14 protein-coding genes are annotated in these 21686 nt (G+C 62.0%); 6 read left to right on the top strand and 8 right to left on the bottom strand.

What is annotated here, in order from left to right; genetic code table 11:
• Window positions 1-27 precede the first annotated feature (27 nt).
• The 6 genes from BLU35_RS09100 to BLU35_RS09075 form a co-directional block, all read right to left on the bottom strand.
• The gene (locus BLU35_RS09100) at window positions 28-1830 is read right to left on the bottom strand and encodes an aminopeptidase P family protein (protein ID WP_093232855.1); all 1803 of its coding nucleotides are present in this window, start codon (window positions 1828-1830) and stop codon (window positions 28-30) included.
• A 25-nt stretch (window positions 1831-1855) separates the two neighbouring features.
• Window positions 1856-2872, bottom strand: a complete 1017-nt coding sequence (locus tag BLU35_RS09095) for an ABC transporter ATP-binding protein (RefSeq protein ID WP_093232854.1) — start codon at window positions 2870-2872, stop codon at window positions 1856-1858.
• Entirely contained in the window at window positions 2869-3882 is a 1014-nt protein-coding gene (locus BLU35_RS09090) for an ABC transporter ATP-binding protein (protein ID WP_058326373.1), read from the bottom strand. The genes BLU35_RS09095 and BLU35_RS09090 overlap by 4 nt, the downstream gene beginning before the upstream one ends.
• 1 nt (window position 3883) lies before the next feature.
• A complete protein-coding gene (locus BLU35_RS09085) occupies window positions 3884-4753 on the bottom strand; it encodes an ABC transporter permease (protein WP_093232853.1) in 870 nt (289 codons plus the stop codon).
• Window positions 4750-5691, bottom strand: coding sequence for an ABC transporter permease (locus tag BLU35_RS09080; RefSeq protein ID WP_093232852.1), 942 nt, complete (start codon window positions 5689-5691; stop codon window positions 4750-4752). The genes BLU35_RS09085 and BLU35_RS09080 overlap by 4 nt, the downstream gene beginning before the upstream one ends.
• A gap of 63 nt (window positions 5692-5754) precedes the next feature.
• Window positions 5755-7329 carry an ABC transporter substrate-binding protein gene (locus tag BLU35_RS09075; protein ID WP_093232851.1) on the bottom strand — a complete coding sequence of 525 codons (1575 nt, stop codon included), beginning with the start codon at window positions 7327-7329 and terminating at the stop codon, window positions 5755-5757.
• 226 nt (window positions 7330-7555) lie between these two features.
• On the opposite strand from BLU35_RS09075, the gene BLU35_RS09070 reads away from it, so the two are divergent.
• Complete coding sequence (locus BLU35_RS09070; protein ID WP_093232850.1) at window positions 7556-8176, top strand: helix-turn-helix domain-containing protein; 621 nt, start codon at window positions 7556-7558, stop codon at window positions 8174-8176.
• 56 nt (window positions 8177-8232) lie between these two features.
• Here BLU35_RS09070 and BLU35_RS09065 read toward each other — a convergent pair whose 3' ends face one another.
• Both BLU35_RS09065 and BLU35_RS34910 read right to left on the bottom strand, forming a co-directional pair.
• Window positions 8233-9264, bottom strand: coding sequence for a trans-3-hydroxy-L-proline dehydratase (locus BLU35_RS09065; RefSeq protein WP_093232849.1), 1032 nt, complete (start codon window positions 9262-9264; stop codon window positions 8233-8235).
• 691 nt (window positions 9265-9955) lie between these two features.
• Window positions 9956-10594, bottom strand: a complete 639-nt coding sequence (locus BLU35_RS34910; RefSeq protein ID WP_143032910.1) for a hypothetical protein — start codon at window positions 10592-10594, stop codon at window positions 9956-9958.
• 135 nt (window positions 10595-10729) lie between these two features.
• On the opposite strand from BLU35_RS34910, the gene BLU35_RS09045 reads away from it, so the two are divergent.
• From BLU35_RS09045 to pbpC, 5 genes are all read left to right on the top strand, one after another.
• A complete protein-coding gene (locus BLU35_RS09045) occupies window positions 10730-11095 on the top strand; it encodes a helix-turn-helix domain-containing protein (RefSeq protein WP_093232846.1) in 366 nt (121 codons plus the stop codon).
• Entirely contained in the window at window positions 11092-12396 is a 1305-nt protein-coding gene (locus BLU35_RS09040) for a type II toxin-antitoxin system HipA family toxin (protein ID WP_093232845.1), read from the top strand. Before BLU35_RS09045 ends, BLU35_RS09040 begins: the two co-directional genes overlap by 4 nt.
• Before the next feature lie 824 nt (window positions 12397-13220).
• Window positions 13221-13886 (top strand): GntR family transcriptional regulator, encoded by a 666-nt coding sequence (locus BLU35_RS09035; RefSeq protein WP_093232844.1) that lies wholly within the window; start codon window positions 13221-13223, stop codon window positions 13884-13886.
• A gap of 211 nt (window positions 13887-14097) precedes the next feature.
• The gene (locus BLU35_RS09030) at window positions 14098-19554 is read left to right on the top strand and encodes an alpha-2-macroglobulin family protein (protein WP_502688146.1); all 5457 of its coding nucleotides are present in this window, start codon (window positions 14098-14100) and stop codon (window positions 19552-19554) included.
• Between the two features lie 8 nt (window positions 19555-19562).
• Complete coding sequence (pbpC, locus tag BLU35_RS09025) at window positions 19563-21644, top strand: penicillin-binding protein 1C (protein ID WP_093232843.1); 2082 nt, start codon at window positions 19563-19565, stop codon at window positions 21642-21644.
• The last annotated feature ends 42 nt before the right edge of the window (window positions 21645-21686 follow it).

Below are 21686 nucleotides of genomic sequence, written 5' to 3'. Positions count from 1 at the left end.
GCGAAGGGAAAGACGGCCAAAAAGCGATCACGCGCCGACCGGCGCTGTCCGTTCGGCCAGCCAGCCGACCGTCTCCTGATCGAGCAGCCCGTCCAATTCCTGTACGACCCGGCCATGATAGGCATCGATCCACGTCCGCTCGGCTGCGGTCAGCAAATCCATGTCGGCGAGCCGCAGGTCGATCGGCACCAGCGTCAGGCTGCGGAAGCTCAGGAAACCGTCACCATCGTCCACCACCTCCACCTGGTTCTCGATGCGGATGCCGTAGGCGCCGGCCTTGTAGTAGCCGGGCTCTATCGTCGTCACCATGCCGGGCTTCAACTCGATCTCGTTGACGCGGCGATCGAAGCGCTGGGGCTGTTCATGGACCGAAAGGAAGTGGCCAACGCCGTGACCAGTCCCGTGGTCATAGTCGAGCCCGAGATCCCACAGGGGACGACGGGCGAAGGCGTCGAGCTGGTGGCCGTAGGTTCCCTTGGGAAACTTCAGCGTTACCATGGAGATCAGCCCCTTGAGCACGGCGGTGTAGGCACGCCTGATCTCGTCGCTGACCGGACCTATCGCGGTCGTGCGGGTCGCGTCGGTGGTGCCCGTCAGATACTGACCGCCACTGTCGAGCAGGTAGACCCCGCCCCTCTTGATCGGCGCGCTGGTCTCATGCGTCGCCGCGTAATGGCACATTGCCGCGTGGCCGTCGGCCGCCGAGATCGACCGGAAGCTTGGCTCGACGAAGCTTTCCTCCATCTGCCGGTAACCGAGGATGCGCTCCTCCGCCTCGAGTTCGCTCACCGGCCGGCCGCTCGCATCCCGATCGGCGGCATTTTGTTCAAGCCAGGCGAAAAAGCGGATCCAGGCCGCGCCATCGAGACGGTGGCAATCGCGAAAGCCGGCAAGCTCGGTCGCGTTCTTGTGCATCTTGGCAAGCGTGATTGGGCTTCGCACCAGTTGCACGGTTCCGCCAGCGGTCCGCGTCGCATGCGCCGCCGCAGACGGGGCAAAACCCGGGTCGATCAACGCCGTGCGCTCGGCCGCCATCGCCTTGACGCGCTCAAGCAGTTTCCCGGGTTCGGCAATCGCGACATCGTCAAGCTCGAAATCCGAGAGGTCGTTCGGCAGCTTGCGATGATCGACAAGCCATTCGGTTTGCCCGGCGCGATCGAAGATCAGGAAGGATTGCGGCATCGGGTTGAAGGCAACGTCACGACCGCGAACGTTGAGGAACCAGGCGATATTGTCCGGCTGCGCCTCGATCAGCAGGTCCGCCCCCTGCTCCGCCAGCATGGCGGCGATGCGGCGCTTCTTCTCGGCGACGCTTTCGCCGGAATAGGCAACCGGAAAGGCCATGATCTTGCCGAGCGGCTTTTCCGGCTGATCGGCCCAGATCGCGTCGACAAGATCCTCGTCGACGGGCGTCCAAAAGCCGCCCGCAGCCTTCACCGACCGGCCGCAATCCACGTCCCAGGTCGACGGCAGCAGCATGGCATTGAAGCCCACGCGCTCGCCCTTGCGCAGGTTGTTCCTCAGCCACTCCTTGAGCGGCGCATCGTAAAAGTGCTCGATCGCAAAGGTGTCGAGATCCACTTCGTCGCGCACCTGCACCTGGTAGCGGCCATCGACGAAGATGGCGGCGCGGTCGCGCATGACGATCGCCACGCCGGCGGAACCGGTGAACCCGGTGACGAAAGCCAGGCGATTGTCGTGCGGCGCGCAATATTCGCCCTGATGCTCATCAAAGCGCGGCACGACGTAGCCGTCGAGCCCGGTTTCCGCAAGCTTGCGCCGCAGGGCGCCGATCCGGCCGGAGATATCCGGCCTTGCTCTCGTATCCATGATGTCTTCCTTATCGAATTGAGTTTCAGGCGTCGCCGATCGTCTCGGCGAAATGGCAGGCGGTCATGCCGGCACCGACCGGACGCAGCACCGGCTTTTCGCGACGGCAGAGCTCGGTCGCGTGCGGACAGCGCACGTGGAACGGACAACCAGGCGGGATCGCGAGCGGGCTCGGCAACTCGCCTGATAGCGCGGGGGCGCGACGTCTTGCGTCGGGATCGAGCGAAGGCGCGGCAGCAAGCAACCCCTTGGAATAGGGATGCATCGGCTTCGAAAACAGCGCCTCCGACGGGCCGATCTCGACGATCGCGCCAAGATAGATGACGGCGACGCGGTGCGAGACGTGGCGCACGAGCCGGAGATCATGCGCCACGAACAGCACCGTCAAGCCCAGCTCGTCCTGAAGCTCGATCAACAGATTGACGACCTGCGCCTGCACCGAAACGTCGAGCGCCGAAACCAGTTCATCGGCCACAAGGCAGATAGGCTCCAGCGAGAGCGCGCGAGCGATTCCGATGCGCTGGCGCTGGCCGCCCGAGAATTCATGCGGATATTTGTCGGCGGCCCCTTCGGGCAGCCGGACAAGGTCCAGCAGCTCGTCGACGCGCTGGTCGATCGCAGCCCCTTCACGCATGCGATGCACGGATATCGCTTCCCGCAGTGTATCACGCACGGTCATGCGCGGATTGAGCGAGGTATAAGGATCCTGAAACATCATCTGGACGCGCCTGTTATAGGCCCGCCGCCGCGCCCCCTTGAGGCCGACGACGCTTTCGCCCTCAAACAGGATATCGCCGGCGGTTGGGCGGTGCAGTCCGGCGATCAGGCGCGCGAGCGTGGACTTGCCACAACCGGATTCCCCGACGATGCCCAGCGTCTCACCCGGCATCACGTCGAGATCGATGCCATTGACCGCCGAGACGACCTGTTGCGGACGTCGGGCAAGCGTGTCGGAAAGCGAGCGTCGCTTCTCGAACTGGATCGACAGCGCGCGAAGCGAAAGCAAGGGCGTCGTGCCTACCGAAGTCGGAATGGTCGTCATTGCGCCGCCTCCCGCGGTCCGAAATGCGTTTGTGCGTCTGCAAGGTGATGACAGGCGACCAGCCGCGACGCGCCGATCACTTCGAGTTTGGGCCGAAGGTCTGGGCATTCGCGACCGGCGACCGGACAGCGGGCGCTGAAGGCGCAGCCTGGCGGCAGCGCGTTCAGAGCGGGCGGTGCGCCGGGGATGGAATAGAGTGGCGATCGCGGCGCCACATCCCGCGGGATCGAGCGCAACAGCCCCAGCGAATAGGGATGACGCGCATCGGCAATCACGTCCGTCGTCGTCCCTATCTCGCAAAGCCTGCCGCCATACATGACGGCGACGCGGTCGCAGGTTTCGGCAACGACGCCCATGTCATGGGTCACAAGGATCACTGCCATGCCGAGGTCGCGGCTCAGCGACTGGATCAGCCTGAGGATCTGGTCCTGGATCGTGACATCTAGCGCTGTCGTCGGCTCGTCGGCCAACAGCAGCTTCGGGTTTGAGGCAAGAGCGATGGCGATCATCACCCGCTGGCGCATGCCACCGGAGAACTCGTGCGGGAAGTCGTCGAGACGATTGCGCGCGGCGGGGATGCCGACGAGATCGAGGAGTTCGATCGCCCGCGCTCTTCTCTGCCTGGCGTCGAGGTCAGTATGGGCGACGAGGTTCTCCGAAATCTGCAGGCCGACCGTCAGCAGCGGGTTGAGTGACGACATCGGCTCCTGAAAGATCATTGCGATCTCGCGGCCGCGGATACGCCGGAGCCGAGCCTCGTCAAGCGCGACCAGATCCTGACCGTTCCACAGGATCTCGCCAGCGACACGTCCGCGTGGGCGGACAATGCCGAGGATCGAACGCAGCGTGATGCTTTTGCCCGAGCCGGATTCGCCGACGAGGCCGAGGATTTCACCCTGCCCTACCTGGAACGAAACGTCATCGACAGCGACCAGCGGCCGTTCATGCGTGCCGAACTCGGTGCGCAGATGCTTGACGTCGAGCACCACCGTTCCTTCTTGTGTTCCCATCTCAGCGTCCCTTCGGCCGGAGCAGATCGGCAAGTGCGTCGCCGACGAGGCTGAAGCCGAGGCCGGTCAACACGATGGCAATGCCCGGCATCAGGCTCATCCACCAGGCCGTCATCAGGAAGTTGCGCCCCTCGGCGATCAATACGCCCCATTCGGCAGCCGGCGGCTGGGCGCCGAGGCCGAGATAACCGAGCGACGACCCGAGCAGAATCGCGAGCGCCATGTCGGTCATCCAGTAGACGAGGATCGGCGAAATCGCATTCGGCAACAGATGCCGGAAGATGATGCGCCGGTCGGAATAGCCGAGCACCCGACCGGCGGCAGCATAGTCGTTGGCCTTCTGCGCCATGATTTCGGCGCGCGTCAGCCGGGCGTAATAGACCCAGTTCACCGCGGTGATCGCCACATACATGTTGACGAGGCCAGGGCCGAGCACAGCGACGATCGCGATCACCAGAACCAGGAAGGGAAAGGTGATGATGGCATCGACGGAGCGACCGAAGATCACGTCGGCAATGCCGCCGTAGTAGCCGACGAATGCCCCGACCGTGAGGCCGATCAAAAGCGCGAAGATCGTCGCAAAGAAAGCCATCTGCATGTCGACACGATAGGCCCAGATGACGCGCGAGAGCACATCGCGGCCGAAATTGTCGGTGCCGAAAGGATGAGCAAGGCTCGGTCCCTGCTGGATCGCCTGGAGATCGAAGGCAAGCGGATCGTAGGGTGCAAAGATCTGAGGGAACAGAGCAAGCGCAAGCGACAGACCGAGGATGGCGATGCCGATCACGAAGGACGGGCGGGCGAAGGCGCGCGCCAGAAAGGCGGCGAGCCGTCCCCGCGTCCGCGAATGGGATTGCGTGAGAGCCGTCATGATTGGCGAAGCCTCGGATCGAGCCAGGATTGCACGACATCCGTCAAAAGGAAGACGACGGAGACAAGCACGGCGAAGGTCAGTGTCAGGCCCTGGATCAACGGGTAGTCGCGGGCAAAGATCGCCTCCAGCATCAGCCGGCCGACGCCCGGAATGGCAAAGACCGTCTCGGTCACCAGCGTGCCGCTCATCAGGTTGCCGATAGACAGGCCCAGCAGCGTCACGGTGGAGACGAGCGCGTTTCTGAGCACGTGCCGGGTCATGATGATGCGCGGCGAAAGCCCCTTGGCGCGGGCGAACTGCACGTAATCGGCGTCGAGCACCTCGATCAGCGAGGCCCTGAGATTGCGCAGGATGATCGCCGACGTATAGAGCGCGACGCTCAGCGCCGGCAGGATCAGGTGGTAGAGATTGGCGAGAAAGGTCTTGCCGTAGCCGCCGACCGGGAACCAGCGCAACTGCGCGGCCAGCACCGTCAAAAGCAGAAGCCCGATATAGAAGACGGGCATGGAAAGGCCGACCTGAAAGACGCTGCGGATCGCGACGTCGACGGAACTGTTGACCCGCGACGCCGCAAGGAAGGCGAGCGGACCGGCGAGGAAGATGGCAAGCACGACCGAATAGAGCGCCAGGAAGATCGTTGTCGGCAGGCGACTAAGAATGATCTCCATCACCGGCGCCTTCAGCATGATCGAGCGGCCGAGGTCACCCGTCAGCGTGTTCTTGACGAAGACGAGGAACTGCACCGGCAGCGGCTGGTCGAGACCGAGATTGTGCCGGATCTGCTCAAGTTGGGCATCGGTCGCCTTGGCTTCGGCCATGGCGATCGCCGGGTCGCCCGGCAAGAGGCGCACGAGCAAGAAAATGAAGATCATCACCAACAGAAACGTCGGGATGATCTGCAGCAGCCGCGCCACGAGATAGGAAAGTGAGGGCATGGTTCCAACCTTCAACGGAAGACCGGGCGGATTTCCACCCGGCCTTCGCAGATCGTTCCGCAATCAGTCGGCGCGCCAGGCTTCGGAGAAGTCATTGGCGCCGAGCGGCGTCTGCACGTAGCCTTCGATCGACTTGGAGACCGCGACGGCAAACGGCGTTTCGAACAGGAAGAGCAGTGGCGCTTCCGCCGCATAGATCTCCTGCATGCGCTTGTATTCATCCTTGCGCTTGGCCGGATCGGTTTCGAAGTTGGAGGCTTCGAACAGCGTGTTGAATTCCTGGTTGTTCCAGCCCGTGCCGACCGCCTGGCGCTGCTTGTAGTAGCCGAGCCAGCCGGTCACCTGCGCTGGGTCGTTGACGTCGTTCGCCCAACCGTAAGTGTGGATGTCGAAGTCGCCGGAGCGGTTCTTCTCGCCGCGTGTCGGGTTGTCGACCTGCTCCACCTTGAGGTTGACGCCGAGCGGCGCCCACATCTGCTGAAGGGCGGTAAACAGCGTCGCGTCGTCGGCGCTGCCGGCAAGCGTCGTGAGCTTCACTTCGAAACCGCCACTGAGGCCGGCATCGGCAAGCAGCTGCTTGGCCTTTTCCGGGTCATACGGGTAGAGCGGCTCGGGGCCATAGTGAAGCTGCGTTGCCGCCGACATCAGCGAGGTCATCGGCTTGCCGGTGTCGAAAGTCACGAGCTTGATCAGCACGTTCTTGTCGGTCGCATAGTTCAGCGCCTGACGCACCTTGATATCGGCAAGCGGGTTCTTCGAGCCGTCCTTCTTCGCCTCGCGCGTGTTGATCGGCGCGTAGACGATACGGGTCGACGGGAAGAGCTCCATCTTCAGGTTCGGATCGGCGCCGAGTTCGCCGACGCGGGCGAAGGGAATGAACTCGGCCGCATCGACTTCGCCGGCCTGAAGCTTGAGAATGCGGGTGGCGTCATCGGGAATGACGAGGAATTCGACCCGGTCGAGATAGGGCAGCGGCTTGCCGTCTTCACCCTGGCGCCAGTAGTTCGGGTTGCGCTCGAAGCTCATGCTCGAGCCCTGCACGTGGCTCTTCATGACAAAGGGGCCTGACGTCACCGGTCCGGCCGCAAAGAAGGCGCGCGCCTTTTCCTGGTCCGTTGCACCGGCCGCCTTCTCGAAGGCCGCCTTCGGCATGATGCCGGTGTTGAAGGTTGCGAGGATCGAAATGATCGTCGGGTCGGGATTTTTCAGCGACACGGTGATCTTGTTGCCGTCAGCTGCGACCTTGTCGACGGCACCGAGCAGCCCGGCCCATGGACCGAATTCGGCATTGCGGGCCCTGTCGAGCGAGAAGACGACGTCGGCGCCGGTCAGATCAGAGCCGTCGGAGAATTTCAGGCCAGTTCGGAGCGCCAGTGTGATGGTCTTGCCGTCGGCGGAGACCTCATGGGTTTCGGCAAGCCCCGGCACGATCGAACCGTTGGCGCCGTTGCGCAGCAGCGTCTCATAGAGACCGTTCACCATCCAGAGGTCGGGATTGCGGTCCGCATAAACAGGATCGATGACGGTCGAGTCGTCATAGCGTGCGAATGTCATCGCGCCACCGCGTTCGATGGCAAATGCCGAGGTGGCCGAAAGCAGCCCGAGCGTCGCACCGAGCATAGGCAATATACGTTTCATCTCACTCCTCCTTTGACTGCAGCCAGCATCGTTCGCGCGCTCAACACGTTCAATTGGATATTGGATCCAATTTTTCTTAATGTTTTTAGACGCCGACGGATTGCCGCGAAGACGTTCTTGTAGTTCCCCTTTTCAAGAAGGCCGGCATGCGATCTGATCGCTTGCCGAACCAACTTTAGCTGGACTAAAGTACATCGATAGACGTGAGTCAAGCGGAAAGAAAATCATGCCCCTGAAGATCGAAGAGGCGCCAGAAGCAGCCAGTGGCGCCTCCCTCCCCGCAACCTCGGCGCCCACGTCGCTCGGCCAGATGCTGCGCGCCCGCCGCAAGGAAATCGGCAAGACCATGAAGGACGTGGCACGCGAGGCCGGTCTGACGGAGGGCTTTATCAGCCAGATCGAGCGCGGCATCTCCACCCCGTCGCTGATCTCGCTCTACAATGTCGCCAATGCGCTTGGCACCAGCGTCGACACCTTCTTGTCGCAACCGCCGCAACATGGCCATTCCATGGTGTCGCATGCCGGCGAACGGCCCGGCTACAATGTCGAGACCAAGGAGCGCGTCTACGAGCTGATCGAACGCGGCTTCCCGGGCGCTGCCCTCAATGGCTGTATCACTCACATGCCTGAGGGCTATGCCTCCGAATTGACGAGCCACGAAGGCGAGGACTTCCTCTACCTGATCGAGGGCGAGATGCTCTACGAGATCGACGGCAAGGAATATCTGTTGAAGTCCGGCGACACACTGCACTTCCCAGCCTCGTTGCCCCATCGCGCCCGCAATGTCGGCGCCGGGCCGGCCCGGGAACTCTGGGTCGGCACCACCCGGATCATCAAGGACGACTAGGGCGGCAACGCCAAACCGAAAGGCGGGCCGCATAACGCGGCCCGCTCCGATATCGCTTACTGCTTGCGCGGCCAGGTATCGGCAAGCCGATAGCCGGCCGGCCACGGATCGGCCGGGTCGAGCATCACCTGGTGCGTGCCGGTGATCCAGGCGCGGCCGGAGATTTCCGGCACGATCGCCGGGCGTCCTCCGACCGTGGTTTCGCCGGCGATGCGGCAATCGAACGTCGAATCGATAATGGAATGCCCGCTGAACCGCTGGCCGACCTTCATTTTGCCGCGGGCATGCAATACCGCCATGCGCGCCGAACAACCGGTGCCGGTCGGCGAACGGTCGAGCTTGGCCGGCTGGATCACCACGGTGTTTCGGCCGTGCAGGACACCGTCCTTTTCCTCGACCGGCAGCGTGAGCTGGCAGAAGGAGATGTGTGCCCATTCCGGGTTCTCCGGATGGGTGAAGCCGAGCTGTTCGTTGGCCGCGCGGGTGATCTTGATGCCGGTTTCGGCGAGTTCACGCGCCTCGTCCGGCGTGACCGAAAACCCGAGCGCGCGGGCGTCAGTGATGACGAAGCTGTCGCCGCCATAGGCGGTGTCGACGGTCAGTGTGCCCAGGCCCTCGACCTCGAGCTTCGCATCGAGCTTGTCGGCAAAAGATGGAACGTTGGTGACGGTGATGCGTTCGGCCTTGCCGTTGCGGCACTGGGCCACGACGTTCACCAGTCCGCCCGGCGCTTCCAGCACCATGCGGGTTTCCGGCTCCTGCATCGGCACGATGCCGCTGTCGAGCAGCACGGTGGAAACGCAGATGGAGTTGGAGCCGGACATCGGCGGCGTATCCTCGGGCTCCATGATGATGAAGCCCATCGTCGCGCGCGGATCCTTCGGCGGCACGAGAAGGTTGATGTGGCGGAAGACGCCGCCGCGGGGCTCGTTGAGCACGAAATTGCGCAGAGTCTGGTCTTCAGCGATGAAGCGGCGCTGCTCCCAAAGCGTGTTTCCGGGCGGGGGTGAGACGCCGCCGACGATGACGTCGCCGACTTCACCCTCCGCGTGGCAGGATACGATATGGACGACCTTGTTGCTGCGCATGCCTCTTCTCCTTCCAAGCGGTGGACGGGCGCCACCTGGGCGACCGATGCCCTTCGCATCGGCCGTGCTCCCGCATTTTGCCGGGATGATACGCGACAGCGCTGAGCCCGGCGAAAAGACTCATAGAAATATTGGATCCAATATACAATCTGAAATATTCGAAATCGCCTCCTGGGCCACAAGAAGGCGCAAATCGCCTGGCCATCGCGCGCAGCTTCTTGAAAGCCGCCGAGGATCAAATGGTGATCGCCGAAAATGGCACCACTTTTGGGTTGCGTCGACTGTTGTAAATGCCGCAATAGCGTATACCGACGCCCTGACTGCTACATTCGCAAATAAGGTCAATCAGCAGGACCATTCGGCTGCGGTCAAAACGCTACGTGGTGCGTTGGGCAACCGCCTTCCAAAAACACAAGAATCAAAGCTCTCACGGATACTCGGGCAGAAAGATCTTGCTCAGTATGGTGGACGCCTGATGTCTCTCGCAGACGCGCAGTCGATATTGACCCTTCTCAAGGAGTACGCTGAGTGGGTGGAGTCTGAAATGAAACGTGCTTAGTCCAGACGATCAAACACCACCTGTTGGTTGTTTGTGTATGTAACGCGTTGCCATCCAGACACGCCGAAGCCGAGCCGGCAGCTTTGACCTCAAGACCTGACGCGGTATCGGACGAGTTGATGCTCGGCTGGATCAGCGACCTCTTCCTTCGTAGTCGACAGCGGCCGACCTTACGCGGGGCCGTACGACATTTACAAAGGTGTTCACGCGTTCGGCCAACCAAGCGAATGCTTCGCCCTTACCTTGCGAAGTATTTAAAGCCGGGAAGACCCTGCTGTCTGCAATCGTCTTCCGCCCGCTTCGGTCAATAATGGTTGCCGTACCGCCCAGGTCGCTTCTGATGTCGTCCCAAGCCTCTACGATCGTCTGCATAGCAAACTCACCTGCACTATTCCGGCTCGCGGAGAGAAAGACTCCGAGGGAATTTCTGGCTTTATCACGATATGCTGTTAGCCACGAACTCCCATTCGGCGCGGGCATCATAACGGCGATGTAGCCCGTTCGGCTTGCGTTTGGCATCGGCTGCTCCGGATCGTCGATTCTAAGATGTTGCAGGAATTCAGTCCAAAATTGGAGGCGCTCAGAAGCAATGGCCTGGCGATCCGGATCAAGATCGTCACCATTCTCCGGCGCGACTTCTTCGACGTCGGCGACGCGATGGCCGTCAGGCACGGCGATGACGGTCCGGGCGATCGAAGCGGTCCTCGCCAAGACACGCGGAGTAACAAGCCAACCACCGTCGGGTAAAACAAAAATAGAGTGGGTACTCAATCATACACGCATCGACTCTTTTTCGATGATGCTGCATCGCTAACGCCAGCGCCGATCATCGTCAATTTTATATAGCAGAACATATATTTTGACATTTTTATATGATTTCTTGTATATTCTCAACGGAGGCGCACTATGAAAAAATTCTTACGGTCCGTTCGAGAATATCGCCGCGCAAATAAGATGACACAAAGCGAACTCGCCGAAATAGTCGGGACGACCCAGGCGGCCGTGTCGACAATTGAAAGCGGCGCAGCAAATCCGCAAGCTGATACTATCGAGGCCCTAGCCGACGCTTTGGGCATGGATGTGGTGTTTATCCCAAAGCCACTTACCCCACAGGTCTTGGCGTTAATCCGCGCTTTCGAGCACCCAGCCGAGCGTTTCCAAGACGGGCGTCACCTGTCGGCGTTCGATGATGTATTCGCCGGAGACGATGGGGAAGAATTCGCCCAGGAAGATCGACGTCGGGAAGAAGCCTACCGAGGGCCAAAGCCATGATGGGCGTGTTTCTGGAAACCGGGGCATCATCTGTTCGCGTAGGCACTCTCCTCATGTCCAATGAGAGGATGATCAGATTCGTTTTCGACGAAGACTACATTGCTCTCGGGCCGCAACGTCCCATTCTCAGCTCCTCATTTCAAGCATTTGCGGGCGAAGACGAGACTATCCTGAGGATGCGGAACTCACCCGATCTGATCGGCGGCCGACAGCTTCCGCCGTTTTTCGACAATCTTCTTCCCCAAGGCGCTCTTCGAGAATTGATTTTGTCCGGCATGCCCCCCGGGCATCACACAGGTCTGGATATTTTGGAGTGGGTGGGTGAGGACCTGCCAGGCGCAGTTGTCGTGCGGCGCGAACAAGGCGCTCGGCAAGCTCAAGTGCTCGATCTCCCCCCTGAGACACTTGGGGGTATACGGTTTTCGCTCGCCGGGGTTCAAATGAAGCTGTCCATGTTAAAGATGGACGAGAGTTTAACTCTTCCTGCCTTCGGCACGAATGGCAACATTATCGCCAAACTGCCGAGCCAGAAAATACCTCACCTTCCAGAGGTCGAGTTCACGTCTATGAGGCTCGCGCAGTCTGTAGGCGTTGAGGTCCCGAACTTTCAACTGGTATCTGTCGACGACATCGATGGAATTCCGGGCGAACTTCTAAAGGCCGGCCCGACTGCCCTTGCCGTAGACCGCTTTGATCGTCCGGCTCCTGGCAGGCGAATACACATTGAAGACTTCAACCAGATTCTTGGTGGGTATGATGTAGAGAAGTACTCAAAGGCAAACGAGGCTTCGGTAGTCAAGATCGCCGCCAAATTCGGAGGAAATGCTGCGAAGCCGTTCTTGCAGGCGGTTCGCCGTGTGGTCGTGAACCTGTTGATGGGTAACACCGACGCACATCTCAAGAACTGGTCTCTCTGGTATCCGGAACCGTCGGTTGGTCAATTGAGCCCTGCGTATGACATCGTTGCCTACTCAGTTTACGATCGTTCGGACATGATGGCACTCTCGTTTTATGGCACAAAGAACTCGCGAATTATCGGGTCGGAGCGGTTTGCTAAAGCCGCTCGCTATGCGGGAATGGCTGAGGCGCGCGTGAAAAAGGAAGTTAAGCGTACGGTAGAGGAGGCGGCGGACGTCTGGCCCGACCTACTTCCCAATCTCCCCATGCCGGAAAAATATCAACAGTATCTGATTGAGCGCGTATCCGGACTAGCTCTTACACAAGAGTTCAATTGCGATTTTACCCTCACTGAAAGGCCGACCAGAGAGCTGGGATCGACACAGAAATATATAACACAATAGATATTTTTTCTTAAATATCTATTGTGTTATATAATTGGCAATGCTTTTATCATGTCTGTGACTGCACATACTGATGCAAGCTCAAGGCCACGCCACCAAAAGCGACGTACAAGATTGAATCTTCCCCTAAGCGGCGTCACAAGGCCGGCGTCAGAGAGGCGCTCGTCGGGGGCTGTCGTTCGCGGCGTAGGATACTGAAGATATGCGCGGCGTTGGTCGGTATGCGCGTAGAAGGACTTGCTCCGCTTCGTCGAAGAGCGACTATCTGAGCGCTGTCAGGTAATCTACATGACCCATTCGAGACCGAATTTGGGCAGACCTCGTATTCGATGCCCTGTAACTGGAGATGCCCGAATCCTCTAAACTGGCCATGGAAGCGGCCAAAATTCGGGACAATACATCCCCTATTTCTTCTCTTAGCGGCATTCAAAGACCTTCAGGAACGATTTCGAGGCGAAAATGAAAAAACTCGGTTTGAAGCCCGCAATTTCGAGTGACAGCGTCGGAACAAATTTCTACCGGATCGACCAAATCTAAGCTGTTCAGAAAAGCGAAAATGACCTGGCATTTGCCGGGTCTTTTTTGTGTGCGTAAAATGGGCCAATCGAGGGTTCATTTTGGGCATTGGCGTTGCCGCTTTGAGGTTCAGCCCCTATTTTCCCAATGAAATCAATGGCCAAAAAACGCTGTGAGGCAGACTTAGTTGCTTTCAGCAAAGGCTCTGTTGCCCGGCATCCGGATTGGACCTATGACCATGGGCCGACAACGCTAAAAAGCTTCCGAATTCGCCGAGCCGGAAGGCTTGGCCAGCAGGGTTTGAACAAATGAAACTCGATGCCGTCGATGTCAGGCAAGCCGCCTCAGCCGCCGATATCGTCTATGAAGCCTTGCGCAAGGCGATCATCGAAGGTGACCTCGCCGAGGGCGAGAACCTGCGCCAGGACCACATCGCCCAGATGTTCAACACCAGCCGCATTCCGGTGCGCGAGGCGCTTTCACGTCTTGAGCAGCATGGCCTGATCACCACGGAGCGCTACAAGGGCGCGGTCGTCGCCGGGCTTTCGATCGAAGAAATCGAAGAGATTTTCGAGTTCCGCGCGCTCATCGAGGCCGAAGTCATTCGTCTGGCCGTGCCCAATCTCGACCGCCGCACGCTCGAGCTTGCACGCCAGCATTGCGAAGAGTTCGAGCGCGAGGAGAATGCGGATCGCTGGGGCGAGATCAACCGCAACTTCCACTACAGTCTCTACGAGGCGGCGCGGCGGCCCTATTACCTCCAGATCGTCCGCGCCTCGCTCGACCGTATCGATCGCTACCTTCGGGCGCAGTTGACGCTCACGTCAGGCGTTGCCCGGGCGCGTCGCGAGCACAAGGCGATCCTGGATGCCTGTATCGCACGCGATGCCGAGCGGGCTTGTGCGTTGACGCGCGAGCATATCCTTGATGCCGGTCGCTCGTTGACCATCTTCCTCAGAGAACAAAGAGGCTAGCGGCGCGGCTTTCCCGCCGCTTTGACCACCCGTCATAATAGTTTGATTTACATATCGTTTTATCTTGTTTCATTCCGGATCGATTCTTGACTCTTCACACCAGGACTCCCGCTGAAATTGCGACGCACGTTGATCTCTCCTCGGTTGACAAGCGACCCGGAAGCCTGAAAAGTGAAGCCCCTATCGAGACCGGCAGCGTTGGGAGGACTTGATGTCTGTGCGCGCGTTTTTCGGCCTTTCCACCCTACTTTTGTCTCTTTTGACCATCGGAAGTCCCGCCGCTGCGCAGGAGACCGGTCGCCAAGTCGAGATAACGCAGGATGGCGACTATTTCGGTTTCGATCTCAGGACCGAGCAAAACGTCTCGCTCGACGAGTGCCAGCAGACCTGTATCGCCGATCAGTCCTGCCGCGCCTTCACCTACAATCCCAAGGTGAAGTGGTGCTTCCTCAAGTCCGATTACAATCAGCTGAATTCCTTCCCGGGCGCGATCGCCGGCAAGGTCGTGCAGCCGCAGGCCGCCGAAGCCGATATCGGAGCGCCGCCGCGGCTGAAATTCCTGTCGGATCAGATCCTGCAGGACGCCCGCAACACCAAGGCCAACCTCGCCCTTGCCGACGACCAGCAGGGGATGGGCGTCAATACGCTCCTCGACATGGCGCGCGGCCAGGCCGGCATGGGCAATATCGAGAACGCCCTGAAGGCGTTCCAGGGTGCGCTGGCTATCACGCCCGACGACGCCGAGCTTTGGCTTGAGACAGCCCGCACGGCCAACCGCATCACCAACAATTCGGCCGTGTCGATGCAAGCGGCGATCGCCGCAATCAACGGTTACGAACTCACGCGCACGACCGAGAGCCGCGCCCATGCGCTCGCCGTCATGGCGAAATCGCTCGAAGGCGCTGAAAACTTCCGCGCCGCACTGGACGCCTACAAAGCGAGCCTGGAGCTGGTGAAGGCGAAATCCGTCGAGGCGGCCTATCTCGATCTCAAGCAGCGCAAGGGCTTCCGCGTGGTCGAGCATACGATCGACTCGGACGCAGCAACGCCCCGCGCCTGCGTGCAGTTCTCCGAACAGCTTCTGAAGAGCGGCGCCGACTATGCCTCCTTCGTCACCGTCAACGGTGCGGCGCCAAAAGCGCTTGAAGCCAAGGGCGACCAGATCTGTGTCGAGGGACTTTCGCATGGCGAGCGTTACAAACTGACGCTCAGGACCGGCCTGCCATCCACGGTCGACGAGGTGCTGGAAGCGCCCATCACCCTCGACATCTATGTCGCTGACCGCGCCCAGATGGTGCGCTTCACCGGCGACAGCTTCGTGCTGCCCTCGACCGCACGCCGCGGCATCCCCCTCGTATCAGTCAATACCGACAGCGCCAAACTCAAGCTCTACCGCGTCGGCGACCGCAACATCGCCCAGGTGCTGCAGAGCTCGCAGTTCCTGACACAGCTCGACGGCTACAGCGCCCAGCGCATTGAGGACGAAAGCGGCGAACTCGTATGGCAGGGCACGATCGACATCGCGCGTGACGTCAACAAGGAGGTTGTCACCAGCTTCCCGGTCGACGAGGCGCTGCCTGAGCGCAAGCCCGGCGTCTACGTTCTAACCGCAGCCCCGACCACCGGCGTCAGCCAGGAATGGGATGCGCGGGCGACGCAATGGTTCGTCGTTTCCGATATCGGCGTTTCCACCTATGCCGGCACCGACGGGCTGAACGTCTTCGTGCGCTCGCTCGACTCGGCGGAACCGATCGAAGGCGTTGAACTGCAGCTCGTCGCCAAGAACAACGAGATTCTGGGCACGGCGACCAGCGATGGCGATGGCCGCGTTACCTTCACGGCCGGTCTGATCCGCGGCACGGCCGGACTGACCCCTGCTGTCATCACCGCCAAGAAGGGCGAAGACGATTACGTCTTCCTCGACATGAGCCGCGCCGGCTTCGACCTCTCCGACCGCGGTGTCACCGGCCGCGCCGCGCCCGGCGCCATCGACATACTTGCCTGGACCGAGCGCGGCATCTATCGTGCCGGCGAAACCGTGCATGCTGCGGCGCTTGCCCGCGACGTCGACGGCATGGCGATCGAGAACCTGCCGCTGACCTTCGTCTTCCTGCGCCCGGACGGCGTCGAGTATCGCCGCATGACCAGCCCCGGCGGTAAGCTCGGCGGCCATACGCTCGATCTCGACACCCAGGCCAACACCATGCGCGGCACCTGGACGATGCAGATCTTCACCGATCCGAAATCCCCCGCGATCGGCGAAAAGCAATTCCTGGTCGACGACTTCGTGCCCGATCGTACCGAATTCGACCTAACGAGCGACGCCAAGGAAATCGCTGTCGGCGAGACGACAAGCGTCGCTGTCGACGGGCGCTATCTCTACGGCGCGCCCGCGGCCGGCCTCGAGCTCGAAGGCGAAGTGACGATCAAGCCGACGCGCGAAAGTGCCGCCTTCAAGGGCTATTCCTTCGGCCTCGCCGACGAGGAGGCGAGCGAAGATACCCGCCTGCCGCTTGAGGAGCTTTCACCGCTCGACGAGGAAGGCAAATCCAGCTTCGACGTCCTCATCGATGAAGTCCCCTCGACCACGCAACTGCTCGACGCGACCGTCACCGTCCGCATGCGCGAGGCCGGCGGCCGCGCCGTCGAACGTTCGCTGAAACTGCCCGTGCGCGCCGAGGGCCCGATGCTCGGGGTCAAGCCGGAATTCGAAGGCGAACTCGCCGAAAATTCCGTCGGCAAGTTCCGTGTCATCGCCGTCGATCCGAGCGGCAGCAAGATCGCCATGCCCGGGGCCTTGTGGAAACTCATAAGCGTCGAGCGCAATTATCACTGGTACCGTGACGGCAGCGCCTGGAAATACGAGCCTGTCGTCACCACCAAGCAGGTGGCAAACGGCAGCGTCGACCTGACGGAAGACGGCGGCGAAATCGCCGTGCCGGTTGGTTGGGGGCGCTATCGCCTGGAGGTCGAGACAGCCTCGATCGACGGTCCGACGTCGAGCGTCGAGTTCGACGCCGGCTGGTATGTCGCTGCCACCTCGACCGAAACGCCCGACGGCCTGGAGATCGCGCTCGACAAGGAGAAATACGCGGTCGGAGACACGGCCAAGCTCAAGGTCTCGCCGCGCTTTGCCGGTGAACTGCTGGTCACTGTCGGCACGGAGAACCTGATCACCACCCAGACCGCATCGATTGCCGCGGAAGGCGGCGAAGTCGAGCTGCCGGTTACCGAAGCCTGGGGCGCCGGCGCCTATGTGACGGCGACGCTCTACCGGCCGGGCGATGCGCAGGAAAGCCGCATGCCGATGCGCTCGATCGGCATCAAATGGCTCGCGGTCGATCCGGCCGAGCGCAAGCTCGCGGTCACACTCGATGCACCGGAAAAGATGGAACCGCGCAAGGCACTCGACATCAGCCTTCAGGTTGCCGGTGCCGGTGCCAACGAGGAAGCCTATGTGACGATCGCCGCGGTCGACGTCGGCATCCTCAATCTCACGCGTTACGAGGCGCCAGATCCGGAAGCCTGGTACTTCGGTCAGCGGCAGCTCGGCCTCGAGATCCGCGACCTCTACGGCCGCCTGATCGACGGCTCGCTTGGCGCCACCGGGCGGTTGCGCACCGGCGGTGACGGCGGACAGGTCGCTCTTCAGGGCAGCCCGCCCACGGAAAAGCTGGTCGCCTTCTTCGAAGGGCCGGTACAGCTCGACAGCGACGGCAAGGCGACCGTCAGCTTCGACATCCCGCAGTTTAACGGCACAGCGCGGCTGATGGCCGTTGCCTGGACGAAATCCGGCGTGGGCCACGCCAGGCGCGACGTGGTGATCCGCGATCCGGTCGTCGTCACCGCCAGCCTGCCGCGGTTCCTGGCGCCGGGAGACCGGTCGGAACTGAGGCTCGACATCGCTAACACCGATGCACCGGCCGGCGACTACCAGATCCATGTCACGACCAGCGGTCCTGCCACTGTCGAACAACCGGGCACCGGCAACACGGTGACCCTGGAACAGGGCGGCCGTTCCTCCATCACCTTGCCGGTGGTCGGGCAATACCCCGGCAACGGCGTCGTTACGGTGGCGCTGACCGGTGCCAACGGACTTTCACTGGAACAATCGCTCGATCTGCTTGTGCGTCCGGCAACCCTGCCGGTGACCCAGCGGCAGGTCGTTGCGATCGCGCCCGGAAGCAGCCTGACGGTCGACGGGCAGTTGCTCGCCGACAGCATTCTGCAGGGCGCCTCGGTCAACCTCAGCGTCACGCGTTCGGCCGCCTTCGATATGCCGGCGCTGCTGATGACGCTCGATCGCTACCCCTATGGCTGCGCCGAGCAGACGACGAGCCGCGCACTGCCGCTGCTCTATCTCAGCGAGCTCGCCAAGCAGTCCGGTCTCACCGACGACGAAGGCGTGACGAAACGGGTGCAGGAGGCGATCTATCGCGTCCTTTCCTATCAATCGTCGTCGGGCAGCTTCGGCCTCTGGGGGCCGGGTTATGGCGACCTCTGGCTCGATGCTTATGTCACCGACTTCCTGACCCGCGCCCGCGAACAGAAATACGACGTGCCGGAGGCCGCGATGGTCCAGGCGCTCGAAAACCTGCAGAACGGCGTCAGCTACGACACCAATGCCAAGGACCGCGGCAACGAGATCGCCTATGCGCTCTACGTGCTCGCCCGCAATCGCAAGGCGGCGATCAACGACCTGCGCTACTACGCCAACACGCTGATCAACGACTTCCCCACGCCGCTCGCCAAGGCGCATATCGCCGCGGCGCTGGCACTCTATGGCGACGCCCAGGGGTCGCAGGATACCTTTGCCAAGGCGGCGAACATGTCGACCGGCCTCATCAATGTCAGCCTGTCGCGCTCCGATTACGGCTCGTCGCTGCGTGACAACGCGGCGGTGCTGGCGCTCGCCGCCGAAAGCCGCCCGGTTCCGCCGATCGTTCCCGAGTTGTCGAAGATCGTCGCGCGCGAATGGGAGCAGAAGACTTACACCAGCACCCAGGAACAGGCCTGGATGCTGCTTGCCGCCCGCGCCATCCAGAACGGCGATGAGGACATGGCACTGGAGGTCAATGGCGCATCGAAGACCGGCAGCTACGCCGCCCAGATGACCGGCGACGCGCTTACGACCCATCCGATCGTGATCCGCAACCAGGGCGCCGATCCGGTCTCGGCCGTCGTCACCACGGTTGCCGCACCCGCCCAACCGCTTTCGGCCGGCGGCGACGGTTTCACCATCGAGCGCACCTACTACACGCTCGACGGCGCCGAGGCGAACGTCATGGAAGCGCGACAGAACGAGCGCTATGTCGTCGTACTGAAAGTGACGGAAGCCAACGACTGGCCGTCGCGCGTGCTCGTCACCGACCTGTTGCCGGCCGGCTTCCAGATCGACAATCCGAGCCTCGTCGACAGCGCCCAGCTCGGCAACTTCGAGTGGCTCGGCGAGATCACTGCGACGCATACGGAGTTCCGCAACGACCGCTTCGTCGCGGCGCTGGACCGCAGCATCGGGGCCGGGCGCGAAGTCACGCTCGCCTATGTGGTGCGTGCCGTGACCCCGGGCGTTTACGACCATCCGGCTGCCTCCGTCGAGGATATGTACCGGCCGCAGCTTTCGGCCCGCACTGCCACCGGGCGCATGGAGGTTCAGGCGGCACAATAGGCACGACCATGTCGATTGGGCGCAAACTGCTGATCGCCTTGCCCGTCTGCCTGCTGCTGACGGGGCTGACGGGCTTTGCGATCGAGAAGGCCGACGAGGCCTTCCCGCCCCCACTTGCGGAGGCTGCCGTCGTCTCACGTGAGGTGGACGACGCCAGCGGTCAATTGTTGCGCGCCTTCGCAACACCGGAAGGTCTCTGGCGGTTGAAGACGACGGTCGACGATGTTGATCCGCAGTTCCTCAAGATGCTGATCGCCTATGAGGACCAGCGCTTCCAGGAGCATTCGGGCGTCGATTTCCTCGCGCTCGGCCGCGCTGCTCTGCAATTCGTCAGCAACGGCCGGATCGTCTCAGGCGCCTCAACACTCTCGATGCAAGTCGCACGCCTGATCGAGCCGCGCGCGCAGCGCTCCGTCACCGCCAAGCTCCTGCAGATCGCCCGCGCTATCCAGATCGAAAGGCGCCTATCGAAGGACCAGATCCTCAACCTCTACCTCACCCACGCGCCCTATGGCGGAAACATCGAGGGTGTGCGCGCCGCAAGTCTCGCCTGGCTCGGCAAGGAGCCGAAGCGGCTGACGGCCGGTGAGGCAGCGCTGCTCGTCGCCCTGCCGCAATTGCCGGAAAAGCGCCGGCCGGATCGCAATCATGCCGCGGCAGTCGCTGCCCGGGAGCGGGTGCTGACCCGTCTCGCCGTCGCTGACGTCATCGGGGACGGCGAAGCCGAGCGCGCAATCGCGACATCTGTCCCCTCGCGCCGCCTACAGCTGCCGTCCTATGCCGCCCATCTCGCCGAGCGCGCGTTGCGCAAGGACGCGCACGCGACCCGGCATCAGACGACCTTGCGCCTCGCCGTCCAGCGTAACCTCGAGGCCGTGGCAAAGGAGGGCGCTGCCAAGCTGGGGCCGAAGGTTTCGGTCGCCATGATGATGGCCGATGCCAAAACCGGCGAGATCGTCGCTTCGGTCGGATCTGCCGACTATTTTGATGCGAGCCGCTCCGGTTGGATCGACATGACCCGTATCACGCGCTCGCCGGGTTCCACCCTCAAGCCGTTCATCTACGGCATCGCCTTCGAAGAGGGGCTCGTCAGCCAGGAAACGATCATCGAGGATCGGCCGGCGGACTTCTTCGGCTATCGGCCGCGCAACTTCGACATGAGCTATCAGGGCGATGTCAGCGTGCGCGAGGCGCTGCAACTCTCCTTGAACGTGCCGGCGATCCGCCTTCTCGATGCGGTCGGCCCGGCTGAGCTGATGATGCGCTTCCGCCGCGCCGAGGTGAAACCGGGGCTGCCGGCAGGCGAAGCGCCCGGACTTGCCATTGGCCTTGGCGGCGTCGGTCTTTCGCTGCGCGATCTCGTCCAGCTTTATGCCGCACTTGCCAATCGCGGCTTCCCCCTTCGGCTTGGCGACGGCATCGATGGCAAGGCCGGCCTGATCGAGGCAGAGCCGCTGCTTTCGCCGGTCGCCGTCTGGAACGTCTCCGATGCGCTCTCGGGCGTGTTGCCGCCGACGGGCAGCCGCCAGCGCGGCATCGCCTACAAGACCGGCACCAGCTACGGCTACCGCGACGCCTGGTCGGTCGGCTATGACGGCCGCCACGTGCTCGGTGTCTGGGTCGGCCGTCCCGACAACGGTGCCGTACCGGGCCTCACCGGCTATGACAGTGCCGCCCCCATTCTCTTCGAAGGCTTCGCCAAGTCAGGCTTCGGCATAACGCCGCTACCGGATGCTCCTGCCGGCGCGATCCGCATTTCGCAAGCGGAACTGCCGATCAGCCAGCGCCGCTTCTCGCTGACCGCTAGCGGCCTCGTCAACGCTTCAGCGCGCGAACCGGCGCCGCAGATCGTCTTCCCGCCCGAAGGCGCGCGCGTCGAACTTGGGATGGATCATCAGGCAATTTCGCCGCTGACGCTCAAGCTGCAAGGCGGACGGGCGCCATTCCGCTGGCTCGCCAATGGCCGGGCTCTCCCTGAGCTGACCCGCCGCCGCGTGACACAATGGCAGCCGGATGGGGTCGGCTATTCGACACTCACCGTCATCGACGCGGTCGGCCGCGCCTCCAGCGTGCGCGTCTTTATCGAGTAGCGGCGCTCCGTTCACGCACGCCATCCTCGGGATTTGCAGCCA

The sequence above is a fragment of the Sinorhizobium sp. NFACC03 genome (assembly GCF_900103435.1).
GTDB lineage: Bacteria > Pseudomonadota > Alphaproteobacteria > Rhizobiales > Rhizobiaceae > Ensifer.
Note: the sequence above shows the minus strand (reverse complement) of the source record. Positions and strands in the feature narration are given on the sequence as shown.